At 47.8% G+C, this 15648-nt stretch carries 15 protein-coding genes; 8 read left to right on the top strand and 7 right to left on the bottom strand.

The window, feature by feature from the left end; translation table 11 throughout:
• Window positions 1-705: 705 nt before the first annotated feature.
• From CWE06_RS09435 to CWE06_RS09415, 5 genes are all read right to left on the bottom strand, one after another.
• Complete coding sequence (locus tag CWE06_RS09435; RefSeq protein WP_126793466.1) at window positions 706-3036, bottom strand: AAA family ATPase; 2331 nt, start codon at window positions 3034-3036, stop codon at window positions 706-708.
• Window positions 3011-3676, bottom strand: coding sequence for an ABC-three component system middle component 1 (locus CWE06_RS09430; protein ID WP_126793465.1), 666 nt, complete (start codon window positions 3674-3676; stop codon window positions 3011-3013). Before CWE06_RS09430 ends, CWE06_RS09435 begins: the two co-directional genes overlap by 26 nt.
• Window positions 3657-4889: an ABC-three component system protein gene (locus tag CWE06_RS09425; RefSeq protein WP_126793463.1), complete on the bottom strand. Its 1233-nt coding sequence runs from the start codon at window positions 4887-4889 to the stop codon at window positions 3657-3659. Before CWE06_RS09425 ends, CWE06_RS09430 begins: the two co-directional genes overlap by 20 nt.
• A gap of 147 nt (window positions 4890-5036) precedes the next feature.
• A complete protein-coding gene (locus tag CWE06_RS09420; protein ID WP_126793461.1) occupies window positions 5037-5699 on the bottom strand; it encodes a hypothetical protein in 663 nt (220 codons plus the stop codon).
• A gap of 101 nt (window positions 5700-5800) precedes the next feature.
• On the bottom strand, window positions 5801-6232 hold the full coding sequence (locus CWE06_RS09415) for an Imm32 family immunity protein (protein ID WP_126793459.1): 432 nt from the start codon (window positions 6230-6232) through the stop codon (window positions 5801-5803).
• Between the two features lie 885 nt (window positions 6233-7117).
• Here CWE06_RS09415 and CWE06_RS09410 point away from each other — a divergent pair.
• Window positions 7118-7504: a thiol-disulfide oxidoreductase DCC family protein gene (locus CWE06_RS09410; protein ID WP_126793457.1), complete on the top strand. Its 387-nt coding sequence runs from the start codon at window positions 7118-7120 to the stop codon at window positions 7502-7504.
• A gap of 79 nt (window positions 7505-7583) precedes the next feature.
• Here the strand turns inward: CWE06_RS09410 and CWE06_RS09405 are convergent, their stop codons facing one another.
• Window positions 7584-7991, bottom strand: a complete 408-nt coding sequence (locus tag CWE06_RS09405; protein ID WP_126793455.1) for a hypothetical protein — start codon at window positions 7989-7991, stop codon at window positions 7584-7586.
• Window positions 7992-8112: 121 nt separating this feature from the next.
• Here CWE06_RS09405 and CWE06_RS09400 point away from each other — a divergent pair, with 121 nt between their 5' ends.
• Window positions 8113-9027, top strand: a complete 915-nt coding sequence (locus tag CWE06_RS09400; protein ID WP_126793453.1) for a DMT family transporter — start codon at window positions 8113-8115, stop codon at window positions 9025-9027.
• Window positions 9028-9218: 191 nt separating this feature from the next.
• Complete coding sequence (locus tag CWE06_RS09395) at window positions 9219-9566, top strand: flagellar protein FlaG (protein ID WP_126793451.1); 348 nt, start codon at window positions 9219-9221, stop codon at window positions 9564-9566.
• A 117-nt stretch (window positions 9567-9683) separates the two neighbouring features.
• Here the strand turns inward: CWE06_RS09395 and fliE are convergent, their stop codons facing one another.
• Window positions 9684-10019, bottom strand: coding sequence for a flagellar hook-basal body complex protein FliE (gene fliE, locus CWE06_RS09390; RefSeq protein WP_126793449.1), 336 nt, complete (start codon window positions 10017-10019; stop codon window positions 9684-9686).
• A gap of 205 nt (window positions 10020-10224) precedes the next feature.
• On the opposite strand from fliE, the gene fliF reads away from it, so the two are divergent.
• From fliF to fliJ, 5 genes are read left to right on the top strand one after another with little or no spacing between them, the layout of a single operon-like run.
• Window positions 10225-11994 carry a flagellar basal-body MS-ring/collar protein FliF gene (gene fliF / locus CWE06_RS09385; protein WP_126793447.1) on the top strand — a complete coding sequence of 590 codons (1770 nt, stop codon included), beginning with the start codon at window positions 10225-10227 and terminating at the stop codon, window positions 11992-11994.
• A complete protein-coding gene (gene fliG / locus CWE06_RS09380) occupies window positions 11981-13006 on the top strand; it encodes a flagellar motor switch protein FliG (RefSeq protein ID WP_126793445.1) in 1026 nt (341 codons plus the stop codon). The genes fliF and fliG overlap by 14 nt, the downstream gene beginning before the upstream one ends.
• The gene (locus CWE06_RS09375; RefSeq protein WP_126793443.1) at window positions 12999-13787 is read left to right on the top strand and encodes a flagellar assembly protein FliH; all 789 of its coding nucleotides are present in this window, start codon (window positions 12999-13001) and stop codon (window positions 13785-13787) included. The genes fliG and CWE06_RS09375 overlap by 8 nt, the downstream gene beginning before the upstream one ends.
• The gene (fliI, locus tag CWE06_RS09370; RefSeq protein ID WP_126793442.1) at window positions 13784-15178 is read left to right on the top strand and encodes a flagellar protein export ATPase FliI; all 1395 of its coding nucleotides are present in this window, start codon (window positions 13784-13786) and stop codon (window positions 15176-15178) included. The genes CWE06_RS09375 and fliI overlap by 4 nt, the downstream gene beginning before the upstream one ends.
• Entirely contained in the window at window positions 15175-15645 is a 471-nt protein-coding gene (gene fliJ, locus CWE06_RS09365) for a flagellar export protein FliJ (RefSeq protein ID WP_126793440.1), read from the top strand. The genes fliI and fliJ overlap by 4 nt, the downstream gene beginning before the upstream one ends.
• Window positions 15646-15648: the final 3 nt, after the last annotated feature.

Raw genomic sequence — 15648 nt, 5'->3', positions numbered from 1 at the left:
GCTTACCAGTTGATTTAGTTAGAAAAAGAACGGAATTTCGGTATTCCGATCACCGATTACGGGAATCCGAACAGCGATTTCGGAAAAAGGCTAAAAGTGATCGGATAAAACCGAAACAGGTGATCGGATTGAACCGAAATGGGTGATCGGATTGAACCGAAATGAGTGTTCGGATTCATCCGAAACATGCAATGAACAACGCTTTCTAACGAGTTAGTCACGCAGCAGGATGATGATCAACGTCTAACTGGATCATGACGGAGTGTGCTGAAAACCGGCGTCTGCTGACTGGATATACAACCCGCAAAGCCGATTTCTACACCCACTGCGAAGCCCGTCGCTTTGATTATCCATCCTGCTGGCGTGCATCAATACTCTGAGCAAGTGTGCTTACACCGGTACTGAACCTGAAACTAACTGGGACTAAACTGTAACCCGCTTTTTGACTAGGACAGATACCGGTTAACCGATGAATGTCTAGTGCCCCAAACCAATCTACAAGGAGCGGCCTGGTTTGGCAGTGGTCAACAACCACGCTAAGAGAGCCTCAATAGGTGTTTGCTGTAAGCCACCAACAGCCAACGATGACAGCCGAAGCAGGCTCACTAGCTCAGAGATTTGGGATTGGCCGCTCCGCGGCGGCCAACTCATCCACATTACCATCACAGAAACCCAGCTCTACCAGGTAGCCACAAGCGTTTTTTATCAAGTTTCTTTCGCCAAGAGCTGCATGTTGAGTGAACTTGTTTTTAAGCCTGCTCTGTTAAACCGATAGCGCATATAGGCCGAGATATCGTCCTCATGCGAGGAGACAATTAACTGGCAATGCTTGAGTTCGCAACGTAGTAGATCGGTCAAGGAAGCAACGTTGATTTCATCCAGAGATTGCGACGGGTCATCAATCAAAATGAGAGGTACCTTAGCATAGACCTTGTTGAGCGAAAGAAAGAATGCAAGGCTAAGAGCGGACACCTGACCAGAGCTCATGGACATGACTGCGTCGTGTTCAGACTTCTCGGCAGTCAGAAATCTCAACTGTGTACCTTCGCGGCTCTCGATAAATAAGCCCAAACCACGCTGGTAGTTTTGGATTAGGCGGCCACTATAGATGTGAAATATAAGTTCAATAGCCGAAATTGTCTGGTCGGTATACCTTTGTTCTGTTTCCTTGAGTGTGTCGCGTAGCTTTTTGATTTTACCTTGTGCTTTTTGGGCCGATAGGGTTTCTTTTTCGATATGTTTAAGATCGGAAATACAGGTTTGGAGCCTGGCATTTTGAGACTCGTTAGCTTTAAACGCTATGTACAGCTCTTTATCCCTCAAATCTTCAGCCGTGATTATGTAGAAGTCCTGTAGATCTTTGAAGGCGCTGTTTATTGTTTCTCGCCAGCCCTCCGGCAGCGCTAATGCATCGACTTCAATCTGCTTTTTATTCCTTAGGTTCGTTTTGAGCTTTTCAAGTCGTTCATTTACTACGTCATCATTTTCCGTAAATGAGTCAGTACATTGAATATCGTTGCTTTTCAGCTTCTCCATTAGCTGAGTTATTGCTGGGAGCCGAAGCTTAATTTTGGTCAGCTCTGCATGAAGCTTGGGTTCAAATGTGGGATTAAGAACTTTTAAGCTGTCTTGGATATGGGTGTCAATAAGCTTCAGCTCAGCATCCATAACAGCAATAAGATCAACTAAATCCTTACCGTCCTTGCTTAGTGATTCAGAGATCTGCTTGGTTCTTTCTTCAATGGCAGCTACCATTGATTTGTGATCTTCCCAGTCCGTACCGCAGAGAGGGCACAACTGCTCATCAGGATAGGACTTCTTATGTTCATCAATCAGCTGCCTTTTCAAGCGTTCCAATTCGGTTACGAAGTTCGCATTGGCACTGCTTTTTTTTCGTAGGCTGTTTCGGGATTCAATTTGTAACTCAAACCACTCAAGGCGCCCATCCACCCAGTTTGGTAGTGATTGAGCTTCTTCGACCTTAATTATCGAGGCTCCGCGCTTGATTATAGCCGCTGAACGCTCCAGCTCATTAATCCGTTTCTTGATTGCTTCAAGCCCATCAAGCTTATTAAGATCTTTACCGAACTGAGCCAAGCTTCTCAGAGATTCTTCGTTACGTTCGATGTAGGCATCGATTGCCTCGTTGTGAACCCTAATTTTTATCGTGGCTTTGAGCGGTAGAAGGGCAATAATTTTGCGAACTGATTCCTGATAGGCAGCATGATCTGCCGCTGAGTACGTTGAGAATAGGGTCTCCGTGTCCCATATTGGCTGGACATCAGTCGTTGAAAGTTTTTTGTACTCAACGTTATTTGTCTCTGCCTGCAATGTGCTTTTTAAGCTGGCTATCTCTTCTTTAAGTGATAAAGCTTTTCCCGTGCGTTCCGGATTGTTGATGTACCTTGTGAACTTATTGTATATGGTGTTGCAGTTTTCAATCTCAGCTTCGATATCGCTGATGTTAAAGAGGTTTCCTAGTTTATCCTTACGTTCATCTACTCGAGTGTGTAACAGCCGGTTTTGTCCTTGCTCCAGATAGTTAAGGAAGGAGAAGTTTTCCCTGAAGTTTTTACCGAAAACTTTGTCAAGGAATTTGTTGTCTCGCAGATTACTCTTCGTAAAGTCAGATGATTCAAATTCTGGCAGCTCGTAAAGCTTAAAGTTTTCATACTTGTCTGCACGATTGTTCGCTGGTTTTTTGAATATAGCAGCTGGACAATGCCTCGCTAAAACAAGCTTTTGATCATCATTAATGAATTCAATCTTAATGCAGAGATCGTTCTCGCCGGAGCGGTTGTTCCAGAAGAGATTGTCAGCGTAGTCCCTTTTGTTCTTGGTTAGTAAAGTAGAGAATAGGTTTTGTATTCGATTGATTTGGCCAGTGAGCAGCAGTTCAATAGCGTCGAATATGCTGGTCTTACCATAACCGTTCGGGCCATCAAGAGTTAGCAAGGACGACTCGCCAAGATCCAAGTAGATACGCTTGAATGCTTTGAAGCTAGAGACTTCAATCTTGGATATTTGCCAGTTCATTTTTAATCATTTCCTCAATCATTTCGTCGGCGTTTGCGTTTGTGACTTGCTGAATAGTCGAATATGTATCGCTCAGGCCTACTTCTGCAACGGCCTCAGTTGCTTGTTGTCTCAAGGACACGAGGTTTCCTTGATGACTAGGTAGCTCCAAGAAAGGAAGCTTGATAAAGGTCTTGGCAGCGAAGCTGTATTGTGAAGCTTCAAGAGGGTTTTCTTTGTAATTAAGAAATTCATTTTTGTCAGCAATCACAGATACAAGTTTGTCGTAGGTAAAATCAGTGAGCGCACTTTCTTCCGCAGCACTGTAATAAAGGACATATTTTTTATAAAAGTGCGGATCTTCTTCGATTGCGAAGATCTCTTCTTCTTGATCCTTGAATTCGGCCAGAACATTAAGGCGATGAATGCAAATTAAATCACAGTTTTTCTTGAAGCTTGGGTTTCTGAGAAATTCATCAGGAGCAAGGTGATTGATTTGGCTATTCAGATCGGCAGGTGTAGTGAGCTCGTCAAGATTATGTACGACTGCGAACCTGATGGAAGATCCAGACTCGCGAACATAAAAGCTGGTGGTCTCCAGCTTGAGTTTACTCACAAAATCATGGGCAACAAGTGCTTCATCAATAAGTTGTTTTATCATTCAGTCGAGCCTCCGCGTCGTCTTTTGTCATTACGCTAATGCATAGCGACCTAGTGATGTTGCTTTCAAGCTTTTCAGTGGCCTGCTTGTCGTCGAAATCATCTGAGTTTGTGAATTTTGTATTAAAGGTGAATGATGAATCTGCTTTGCTGGCGATTAGATGGTTGTACTCAAAAAGTAGTCTCAGCAGATCTCCGTTGTTTTTCATTTCATTGATCATGTCAGCCTCACACTCTTCGTTTTCATCAACGTCAAGCGCGGTAGGTACGTAGAACCGATTTTCAGTGTCGAGATAGTGCGGGAGATGGTTGAATATCGGCTCCACCGAAATAGCCTGTATAAGCTTGGTGTATCGCCTGATGTCGTTCGTTTGAACGTCTTGAAACCGCTCGGATGGCTTCATCATCTGGCATAGGATTTGTAATTCGTTGGGGGACGTTTCGCGAATATGCTCACAAAGACGCCTAGCCCTCTCATAAGTGGCGTCACTCATTGTTGGTAGCGCCTGATCCAGTCTTTCTTCTAAATGGGTTTGGAGCCTAGCCTTTAATTCAACAGCATAGTAATCCCTATCTTGGTAGGGGTTTTCGGCCAGCAATTCCTTTAGCATATCTCTTGCATTGATACGGCCTTCGTAAGCAGCTTTGTTTTCTGAAAAGCCACCGACTTGATTTAATTTGTGATTATGGATCGCCTTGGTACTTATTTTTTCTGAGAGCAAGCAATAGTTAAAATTTATGAGCTTATCACTGACCGTGATGGACTGTTTCTCACATATTTTTCTTATTAGTGATTTGGTCAGTCCTTCAATTTCACCCAGTCCACAATGAAAGTTGTCTCCATAGCGGTAGAATTTCACTGTTTCTCCGCTAGTCCCTTTGTAATCATCTGTGTTGTCTAGCTTTACGGATACGTGAAAGTAACGGGGCGTCCCTTTTATTTTGTCGTATTCGATTGAAGTGGACTGCTCGAGCGCCGTGGTGTAGCCACTACGATATTTACTAATCTTCGCTTTAACTTGATGGGCGGTATGTAGCTTTCCATCTTTATAAATAGCGAAGTCGTCGCTACTGTCTAGCTGGAGTTCGAAGTCCAAGTCTCCATCGTCAATAAGCTTAAGTGAGTGATATAGTGCAATTTTCCCTTGATAAACAAAGCCGCTCCACGAGGATATGGCGCTGGCAGGGTATTTCTCATCATCTTCTTGACTCACATGAACTCCTTTCCCTGGGATCAACATGATCGTTCCTAATAACCGCTTTGGGTCGGAAGCGGACTTTGTACGACCGACGTATAACGCCGCCAACACAGGCGGAGCGAAGCGACGTCCCAGCCTGCAGGGCTGAAGTGATTGGCCTTGTTATAAATCATATGCGCCAAGCACATACCTGAAACTTTCAAGTTCTTCCTTTGAGGCCTTCGATTCAAATTCTTCCACACCAACAATTTTTATCATCCGCATACTGAGTGGTGTATATTTTTGAATCCAATATCCTACCTCTAACTTTCCTAGCCACTCTGTGTCCTTTCGAGCAGATGGGAGCTCAGCCAAAAGTTCAGAGTAGTATCTGATGGAATTAGTTAAAATAGCTACATTGTGAACCAATGCCAGGATGGCCACCTTTGCATCATTGTCCGCCTTTGCAGCACCATTAGAAATCGCATAGATCACATCCTTAAACGAAGCACCATGGTATTGCTCGCCTAAGCTTAAATTGTTAAAAGGTACTTCAAACTGTTTTTCAAGTTGGCGATCCAAACGAGATAGGCTTTCTCTTATGAGCTGTAATTTTTGCTGATGGGCATTTGCTGCAAAACTGACATACACGAAATACCCTGATAAAAGCGCAGCTATAGGGGTGAAAATACCACCAATATATGATCCTAAACTGCCCCAGTCTTGGCTATTTGCGCTTACACCAAAATTTCCCTTCAGATACATTACCGTAAAATACGCCCCAAGCGTAAGCACATACAAAAAAGCAAATACGATCAAAGTGAGCTTAAACTTTCTCAATTTCACTCCTTGATTTATAACGCCCGGCTTTGGAGCGGGCTTGTAGCCGCGTAGCGGCGGAAAGACCGTCCCAGCGCCGAAGGCGCGACAACAGCCGCTTGTTAGCCCTACAACTGAGGGTCTTGCGAAGACGGATCAAAGTTATCTCCGTGCACGGTATATTCTATACTGTAGTCCGTGGAAAAAGCCTCTTTAGATAAGCAGTCCGTTGAGCCGATCTTAGAAATGAAAACTTTACTTTGAAAGAAGTTAGCAAAGTTTCTAAGTTGCTCTGGCGTGCCGCCTATACCTCGCTCATCAAGAGTGAAAGAATCCATTGCCGTTAATGTTAAATACCAATGTGGCAATAAATGCTCATGATCACCATACTCTCGATTTTCGTCAGCGAACTGTTTGATCAAATCGCAAAGTTTGAGCAGCCCATTTTTTGAGCCGTGAAGTTCCCACTTCTTTTTAGCCTCGTGAGACATATAATAAAATCCCAACTTGCGCCATTCCGCTCGGGTTAAATCTGCTGCTTTTCCAGATAGTTTATCCATAGTCTCAAAAGGGCTAACGCCCGGCTTTGGGGCGGACTTGTAGCCGCGAAGCGGTGGAAAGGCCGTCCCAGCCCCGCAGGGGCGACAACAGCCGATTGTTAGCTCTCATATTGCTCTAATTCCTTTAGGTTCCGCCTCAAGACCTCTAGCTGCTGCTCCGCAGTAATTGAGTACTGCTTGCCTCGTAGAACTATAGTTCTTGCCTCCATTGGGAAAAATAGGCATCGCGCTAGCCTTATGCAGGTCTCAAACACAGTTTCGGCCATCAACCGATAACGATCGTCACCCGAGTTGCTCCTAAGAATGCTTCCCGAGTAATCAAAGGCTTTCAATATTTCCGACTTTTCGACGTTCAAAGAAACATCGTCTTGAAGCTGGCAATCATGAAGACTTTTGAAAAGGGCGTCTCTCGCAAGGTCATGGTATTTTTCATCTACTTCATTCACTGAGGATTCTCCGTGAAGCTAACATTGTATTACTACGCACGCCGTGTATCTTCGATACACGTGCATGCTCGTTATCACCCCGCCTCAACTCGCTTAATTAGACGTCGAAATTGAATTCAGGCGCATAAAACAAAGCGCTCGAAGCGGGCATGGCACACGCAAATAGGGTGTTAGGCAAAGGACAAATCGTGCATGAAAGCGAGAAAATAATGGAGGGCTCTTCCATGAGGAAACAAACTGAGCGGACCCAATTAGCTACTCGAACGTAGCTATCGCTTTGCCAACATTCCCTTGGCGTGCGTTAATCTAAAAGTTAAATTACTCTGAACTTATGCTGAAATCAACAACGTACGCATAGATCGAAGTGCAAGGTTCGAGCTAATCCAACCCCTACTCCGGCACGTATTGGAATACACCAATCCTAAAACTGGAAAGAACTATGGCGCAACTGACAATATTTTACGACGGTGGTTGCCCTTTATGTGTCCGCGAAATGCGTCACCTAAAGCGGTTAGACCAGCGCCAGCAAATGACCTTTGAGGACATTAATGCGGAAGATTTCAATCAACGCTATCCACACGTGTCGTTCTCTCGGGCGAATCAAATCCTGCATGGCATGAATGGCGAAGGTGACATGCTGTATGGCCTCGACGTTACCCATGCAGCTTGGTCGTTGGTTGGTCGTGGTTGGTTAACGGCGCCGCTGCGCTGGCCGCTCATACGCTGGTTCGCCGACAAAGCGTATTTATTCTTCGCTCGCAATCGGAATGGCATTTCCAAGTTATTAACCGGTAAAAGCCGCTGCGACGTCTGTTCCCTTGATTAGCAGGCATTGATTAGCAAGCATTCATTAGCAGGTACAAAAAAGGCTCCCGCAGGAGCCTTCCTCATGCCGAACGCTGTGACTAACACTCATTCACATGCACGGTAACGGTGGCAATTTGCTTACCGTCTTTACCACGATAGGCATAAATCGCGTTGATGTTGTTTTCAACAAAAGCGGCCATGTCTGGTGACGTGCAAACCGCTTCTTTTAAGTTTGGCTCAAGCGCTTGCTTAAATAAGTCTGGGTCTAAGTCTTCAGCGTTATAGCCGATTAGGGTGTAGATATATAAAAACGCACGATTTAACGCGACGGTTTCGTCCCAACGCGTGTCTTCGTCAACCATCATTGGCAATAATGGGTTCAATTCGTTGGCGCTTTCAATCAATGCGAGGTCTATTTCGCTTTCATTCAGCACTTCAGCCTGCGTGTTAAAGCTGGCTGTCAGTAGCAACGCTGCCGCCATGGCGGCGAATTTTTGGATTTTCATAAGTGTCCTTGTACTTTTATTATGCTTGCATTCGCAAGCTTATACGAAGTCACGCGTGCGCACTAGCATTCAATGCATATCTCGATATAATTCACCGAACTCTTCGTTATAAGGCACTGAAATGAAAGCCACTGCGCAGTCTCACGCACAACACGAACGACTCGGTCGCGGTATTCTGTTTATGGTGCTCGCGGTGTTTTGTTTTGCGATCATGGACGTGGCCATGAAAGAGCTGGCGAGTCGCATGAGTGCCATGCAAGTGTCGTTTTTCCGCGGCGCAACGTCTCTTCCTTTTGTGTTGTTGTGGCTGATTATGACTAATCGCCTACCCCGAATTAAACCGAATAAATGGCATTTGCACCTAGTTCGTGGTGTCGTCAGTATTGCCTTTCTAACCTTGACTGTCATTACCTTGCGCGAGCTTCCACTTGCTAATGCGTACGCGATTTTCTTTGTTGCGCCATTATTAATCACCTTGTTATCTGTGCCATTACTGAAAGAAAAAGTCGGTGTTCACCGCTACAGTGCCGTTGCGGTCGGCTTTATTGGTGTCGTGATCATGCTCAATCCGAATGCCATGGGCTTTCTGTCTTACGGTGTCATTACCGGGCTACTTGCAACCCTAGGTTATGCGCTGATTATGGTAATGGTTCGATATATGCACCGCAGTGAAACATCAGAATCACTCATGTTTTACTTTGTTTTAAGCCTAAGCGTCGGCTGCGGGGTGATCGCCCTGTTTGACTGGCGACCAGTCTTACTGACCGACATGCCATGGCTATTTGGTCTTGGCGTGTCTGGCGCAATTGCCCAGTATTTATTAACAGAAGCCTATCGCATGGCGCCACCGTCACTACTGTCTTCATTTGAATACACCGCCATGATCTGGGCACTGGCTTTAGGCTATCTGCTGTGGGGTGACTGGCCTGGGGCGTATGTTCTCATTGGCGCTGGCGTGGTGATTGCCAGTGGTATTTATATTAGCCACCGCGAGGCAATTAAAAATAGCGCCATTCGGAAAACCGAGTTGCCGTAAACAAGCATTTTCTGTATAAAAATTGAGTATAAAATGTTCGGAATAACAGCGTTTTAATAATTTCTATAGCCCACAGCCTAAAGTTTTTTTAGCGCGCACCGATAAAATGATTATCAGAAATATTGTGGCCGTTTGCCGATAGGTAAAACGGCCAGTTGTGAGTACGGCAACATAATAAAGGAAGACTCACTATGACCACCCCAATTAGCGAACTTTCCGGCAACTGGGCTGCTTCATTTGCAGCATCAGAAAAGCAGCGTTCCGACAAAGTTATGCAGCATTTACCGGCAGCTAAAGGCAATGACACGGCCGCTCAAAAATTGAACGCCGAGCAGTTATTGCCTCCCTTGCAGCAAATTAATGAAGTGTTGAACCCGTATGGTGTGCAATTCCAAGTGTCAGACGGTGAACCTGTGGTCGTCCAAATCATCGACTCCAAATCTGGGGAAGTGATTCGTCAGATTCCATCGGAAGAAGTACTGCGTGCGGCGGAGCAACTTGCGCAATTACGCGGTGTTTTGATTAGCGGTGAAGCCTAAGGGCTCCGATTCTTTAGGCTTTTCGGACGCAGCAAGCGATTTTCGACTACCAGCGATTTTTATTAAAAAAGGGAGGCTTGCCTCCCTTTTTGCTATTCAGCGCAACCTGTTGCCAGCTTACACGTTCATATTCATCACTTCTTTGTAGGCATTCACAAGGCGGTTACGCACCTGTACGCCCATCTCGAATGCGAGCGACGCTTTTTGTGCGTCGACCATAACGTCATTAAGCGACACACTTGGGTCGCCTAGCTGAAAAGCTTGGGTTTTTGCCGCCGACGTTTGTTGTAACTCGTTAATACGATTAATCGATGCTTTCAACTCAGTGGCAAAGCTCCCTTCGGGCTTTTGCACCTGTGCAGCAGCACCCGCCACATTGGGCTTTTGCCCAGTCGCTTGCGTTTGTAGTGTTTGCATTTGTTGTAACGCAGCTTGGATTCCCGCGACACTCATTGCACTTCCCCTTAATTCCAACGACGCATTTTTTGATGAAGGAAAGGTTAGCAGCTGATTGCAAATTCAAAGGGTTTAAATAACGCAAAAAAATAGCCTTATTTAACGCTTTGATTTGCGCTCGCCTGAGGATAATGGCAATCACGAAAAAAGCCTCTAACGAGGTTGCAGTAGTCACCCGAATCAACAAAATTGCGACGGTTTCATGGACACAACGGTAAATCAACAGGCTCAACCCGCAGCGGCAAGCAGCGCTAATCCAGCTTTCGACAAAGCCAAGGCGATGCTGCGTGGGAATTCGATGTTGCCGATACTCATTGGCGGCGCTGCCTTTATTGCAGTCGTCGTAGCTTTGATTATGTGGGCGACTACGCCTGAGTATCGTGTACTGTACTCAAACTTGTCAGAGGCCGATGGCGGGCGCATTGTCAGCGAACTCGAAACTCAGCGCATTCCCTATCAGCTCACTGCGGGTGGCAGTACCATCATGATCCCTGGTAATCAGGTTCACCGCGTGCGCTTAAGTATGGCTGAGCAAGGTATTCCTGCCGGCGGTAATGTTGGCTTTAGCTTGATGGACAATCAAGCGTTCGGTATCAGCCAATTTGCCGAGCAAGTGAATTTCCAACGCGCTCTTGAAGGCGAATTAGCCAGCTCGATGGAGTCACTTGGCCCGGTGCATCGCGCTCGTGTCCACCTTGCCATGGCTAAGCCTTCGGTGTTTGTGCGTGAACGTGAGCCAGCAAAAGCGTCGGTGGTGTTGAGTTTGCATGCAGGTCGCGTGCTCGGCGACGGTCAGGTCATGGCGATTGTGCATATGGTCGCAAGCTCGGTACCTGAGCTGACCGCCGACAATGTCACAGTCGTTGATCAGCACGGTAATTTGCTGTCGAGCAATGGCCAGAAGTCTGACTTAACCGGCACCGAGCTAACTTACACCCAAGAAGTTGAGCGTGCTTATCAACGTCGCATTGAAGACATTTTGGCACCCATTCTTGGCCGCGAGAATGTCCGTGCGCAAGTTGTTGCGCAAATCGACTTTTCTCGTGTTGAGGAAACGTCAGAGCGCTACACCCCCAATCAAAACCCTGAAAATGCTGCCGTGCGCAGTATTCAAAGTAACTTATCGTATCAACGGAATGGCGAAAACACTGGCGGCGTTCCAGGCGCCTTAAGCAATACACCTCCGGGCGTTGTCACTGCGCCAATTGAGCTTGAAGCAGGCGCTGAAGGTAATGGTGAAGCGGCAGGCCAACCTTCAAATGTTCGCCAAGACAACATTGTGAACTATGAAGTCGATCGCAGCATTGCTCACATTCAGCACCAACGTGGTCGCCTCGAGCGCTTATCGGCAGCCGTTGTTGTCAATTATCGCAATGGTTTCAACGAAGAAGGCGAATCCATTCAAGTGCCATTATCACCAGAAGAAATTGACCGCATTGATCGCCTTGTTCGTCAGGCAATGGGTTACAGCGACGGCCGCGGTGACCAGCTCGAGATCGTTAACAGCGCATTCGTTGAACAGCACTCGCCATTGTTTGTTCAGCGCGAGTGGTGGCAAGAACCAGAAATGCAGGCGCTACTGATGCAGGCGAGTCGTTATGTGCTTGCTGGCCTAGGTATACTATTATTCTACTTATTGATTTTACGTCCGATGCTGAGAAAACGTTTCGGCACTGCGACTGCGAAGAAAGGTAGTGACGCTGGCGATGACGCTGAAATGGATGAAACTGAAGCACTGACGGCGAAACGCGGTAAGCTGCGTGCAATTGTTGGCGACGACGATGACGCAGAGGACGCCAAAGCGAAAGACGAAGATATTGAAGAGATGACCTTCAACTGGCCGAAGAAGAAAGATACGTCTGCCTATGAAGCGGCATTGAAGAAAACGCAAGAAGTGGCACGTCAGAAACCACGACAAGTGGCTCGAATTGTACAGAATTGGTTAGCGGAGGACGAACATGTCCGAGATTGATACGGCAGCGCAAGAAAAGTTTGGCAATATGACCGGCTTGCGCAAAAGCTCCATTCTGTTGTTGTCGCTTGACGAAGATACAGCTGTGGACGTGTTTAAACACTTCACGCCGCAGCAAATTCAGAAAATCAGTAAAGAAATGACGCGTTTGCAGAACGTGTCGCGCGACGAAATCAAATGGGTTCTCGAGCAATTCCATGCGGACTTTGAAGAGATGCCACCCGTTGACGAGTATGACGGTTACATTCGCTCTGTTCTTACCAAGGCACTTGGTAGTGAGCGGGCGTCGTCGCTCATCGAAGACGTGCTGGATCAGAAAGCCGGCAACTACGGTATCGATGCCCTGAACCTGATGGACACACCGGAAGTTGCTGAACTGATTCGTGATGAGCATCCGCAGATTATCGCAACAATTCTTATTCACCTCGATCGTACCCAAGCGGCGAGTGTTCTGGAGATGTTCGACGAGCGCTTGCGTAATGACGTTATTCTGCGAATTGCCACCTTTACTGGTGTGCAGCCAGCTGCTTTACAAGAACTGACCGAAGTGTTGGGCGGTATGCTCGACGGTCAGAACCTCAAGCGCAGCAAAATGGGCGGCGTAAGAACAGCGGCGGAAATCCTCAACTTAATGAACGGCAGCCAAGAAGACACTGCGCTCGAGAATATCCGTGCTTACAACGAAGAGTTGGCCAGCAAAATTGTCGACGAAATGTTCCTGTTCGAGAACCTTATCGAGCTCGACGATCGCAGCGTTCAGGTACTTCTCAAGCAAATCGATACCAACTCTCTGGTTATCGCCCTCAAAGGCGCCGAGAGCGAGTTGGTCGACAAGTTCTTACGCAATATGTCGCAGCGGGCAGCACAGTTGGTGCGCGAAGAAATGGAAACCCGTGGGCCCGTGCGCTTGTCGCAAGTGGAAACCGAACAGAAAGCCATTCTTGCCATTACGCGCCGCTTAGCCGACTCGGGCGAGATTATGCTGAGCAGTGGAGACGACACCTATGTTTAAGCCGTTTTCACCACAGGATTTGAAAAAAGTGCAAGGCGACTCGGTGTCTGTCGACACGAGCGAGTCAACTCAACCGGCACAAACAGAAATCCTCACGGGTGAAAACTGGCAGCGTTGGAGCTTGGACTCTCTGCGCTCTAAACTTGCACAAGTTCAACAAGGCACTGAACCGAAACCTGCAGCGCAAGGTCGTTTTGTGCGCGATGCCGAACTTGCTGCTCTCAAGGAACAAGCCCGCCAAGAAGCGTGGGAGCAAGGTCACGCCGAGGGTTATAAAGCGGGTCATGAAGCTGGATACAGTGATGGTGCGCGCGAAGCCAATGCAGCCATTCTCGCTGAAAAAGAGCAAAAAATCGCCACAGTGGTCACGCCTTTGCAACAACTTGCCACTAACTTTAGTGCAGCGCTCGACCTCGCTGATACCCAAGTGGCTGATGAAATTGTTGCATTAGCCGTGAGTATTGGTACCGAGCTCGCACGCCAACAGCTCGATGCGAAACCGGAACAAATTGCCGACTTGGTTCGTCAGTTGCTTCACGATGAGTCGCCGTTTAACGAGAAAGCGGTGTTGATTGTGCACCCAGACGACGTTCAATTCATTGAGCAGCACTTAAGCGACGAACTCACCCAGCATGGCTGGAAAATTAGCAGTGACGACCGCATTACACGCGGGGGCTGCAAAGTCAGCAGTAAATTAGGTGAGCGTGATGCGACGTGGGAGTCGCGCGTGCGTGTCATTCTTGAACAACTTCGCCACCGTCAGGAGTCGCCATCGTCATGAGTCCGCTGCAAAGCACCGAATCACGCCAACAACACTGGAGCTTCGTTCTCCAGAAAGTGCGTGCGCGGGTGCAGCAAGCGAACACTGTGGTGCATAGCGGCCGCGTTGTTCGTGCGACCGGCATGGTACTTGAAGTGGTCGGCCTAGAATTGCCGGTTGGCAGCGCTTGTCGCGTCGAAGTCAGCCAAGCACAGGCGCAAGAACCCGTGTATTGCGAAGCGGAAGTTGTTGGCTTTGCTGGCGAACGCTCGTTTTTAATGCCGCTCGAAGAAATTCATGGCCTCACCCCTGGCGCTCGCGTTTTACCATTGCAGTCGTGTGGTCAGTTTGAAGGCCGTCGCTATCCAATGGGGCACGGTTTGCTCGGCCGAGTCGTCGACGGCACCGGACAGCCTTTGGACAACAAAGGTGCCATTCAGAATTCGAAGTTTGCGCCATTGACGGCCAAAACCTTAAATCCAATGCTACGAGCGCCGATTGAAGACTCAATCGATGTCGGCATTCGCACCATCAATGCCCTATTGACCGTCGGTCGTGGCCAACGCATGGGCTTGTTTGCCGGTTCAGGTGTTGGTAAATCCATGCTACTCGGTATGATGGCACGGTTTACCACAGCCGACGTGATTGTGGTTGGTCTGATTGGCGAACGTGGCCGCGAAGTACAAGACTTTATTAACAATATCCTTGGCGCTGAAGGGCTGCAACGAGCCGTGGTGGTTGCCGCACCTGCCGATACTTCGCCCCTGCAACGCTTGCAAGGTGCCTCCTATGCAACGCGCATTGCCGAAGACTTCCGCGACCAAGGTCTGAATGTGTTGCTGATTATGGACTCACTGACCCGTTACGCGATGGCCCAACGAGAAATCGCACTCGCAATCGGTGAGCCACCGGCAACCAAGGGCTACCCGCCTTCGGTATTTGCCAAGTTGCCAGCCCTCGTTGAACGCGCGGGTAACGGCCCGCAAGGCGGCGGTTCAATTACCGCGTTTTATACGGTGTTGACCGAAGGTGACGACCAACAAGATCCGATCGCTGACAGTGCCCGTGCAATTCTCGACGGTCACATTGTCTTGTCGCGCAACCTGGCGGAATCAGGTCATTATCCGGCGATTGATGTTGAAGCGTCGATTAGCCGCGTCATGACATCGGTCGTACCGCTAGAACAAGTACAGCAAGCACAAAAATTCAAAAAGCTGTTTTCTACCTATCAGCGTAATCGCGATCTAATTAGTGTGGGCGCATACAGTCCAGGACATGATCCAGTGCTTGACCAAGCGGTGAACTTGTATCCGCGGATGGAAGCATTTTTACAGCAACAACATACCGAAGGCGCCGACCAAGTAAGTTCGCTTGACGCCCTCAGCCATGTGATAGGAGGTCTACCGTCGTGACATCTGCCGCATTAGAAATCTTAACGGATTTAGCGCGAGAAGCGCGCGATAAAGCGGGTCAACTGCTGGCGTCAGATCGCCGCAATCAGCACCAAATTGAACAGCAGCAAGAATTGTTGCTGAACTACCGTGCTGAATATGCACAGCAGCTGCAAGATCTCATGATGGCGGGTATTGACCCGGTGACGTTGCAGAACTATCGACAATTTTTGATGTCGCTCGATGACTCTATTTTGCAAGCGAGTCGGGCGTTGCATCAACAGACACAAAAAGTGAAGCAAAGCCAAAATCAATGGCAGCAAGAACAAAAGAAATTATCGTCATTCACCACGTTGAATGATCGTCGGGCAGCGGCTGAGCGAGTAAAAGAGAATCGCAAAGAACAGCGCCTCAACGACGAATTTGCCAGTCAACGCCACGGTCGCAGTACCGGGTTGTCGTTGGTAAAACCAGAGAATAAGGATTAAGTC

It is taken from the genome of Aliidiomarina haloalkalitolerans, assembly GCF_003987315.1.
GTDB classification, from domain to species: Bacteria; Pseudomonadota; Gammaproteobacteria; order Enterobacterales; family Alteromonadaceae; genus Aliidiomarina; species Aliidiomarina haloalkalitolerans.
The sequence above is the reverse complement of the archived record's forward strand: the minus strand, read 5'-3'. Positions and strand labels throughout refer to the sequence as shown.

Coding starts and splice junctions, on each gene's coding strand:
- CWE06_RS09435 (WP_126793466.1), bottom strand. CDS start 3,036: ATGAACTGGCAAATATCCAAGATTGAAGTCTCTAGCTTCAAAGCATTC.
- CWE06_RS09430 (WP_126793465.1), bottom strand. CDS start 3,676: ATGATAAAACAACTTATTGATGAAGCACTTGTTGCCCATGATTTTGTG.
- CWE06_RS09415 (WP_126793459.1), bottom strand. CDS start 6,232: ATGGATAAACTATCTGGAAAAGCAGCAGATTTAACCCGAGCGGAATGG.
- CWE06_RS09410 (WP_126793457.1), top strand. CDS start 7,118: ATGGCGCAACTGACAATATTTTACGACGGTGGTTGCCCTTTATGTGTC.
- CWE06_RS09405 (WP_126793455.1), bottom strand. CDS start 7,991: ATGAAAATCCAAAAATTCGCCGCCATGGCGGCAGCGTTGCTACTGACA.
- CWE06_RS09400 (WP_126793453.1), top strand. CDS start 8,113: ATGAAAGCCACTGCGCAGTCTCACGCACAACACGAACGACTCGGTCGC.
- CWE06_RS09395 (WP_126793451.1), top strand. CDS start 9,219: ATGACCACCCCAATTAGCGAACTTTCCGGCAACTGGGCTGCTTCATTT.
- fliE (WP_126793449.1), bottom strand. CDS start 10,019: ATGAGTGTCGCGGGAATCCAAGCTGCGTTACAACAAATGCAAACACTA.
- fliF (WP_126793447.1), top strand. CDS start 10,225: ATGGACACAACGGTAAATCAACAGGCTCAACCCGCAGCGGCAAGCAGC.
- fliG (WP_126793445.1), top strand. CDS start 11,981: ATGTCCGAGATTGATACGGCAGCGCAAGAAAAGTTTGGCAATATGACC.
- CWE06_RS09375 (WP_126793443.1), top strand. CDS start 12,999: ATGTTTAAGCCGTTTTCACCACAGGATTTGAAAAAAGTGCAAGGCGAC.
- fliI (WP_126793442.1), top strand. CDS start 13,784: ATGAGTCCGCTGCAAAGCACCGAATCACGCCAACAACACTGGAGCTTC.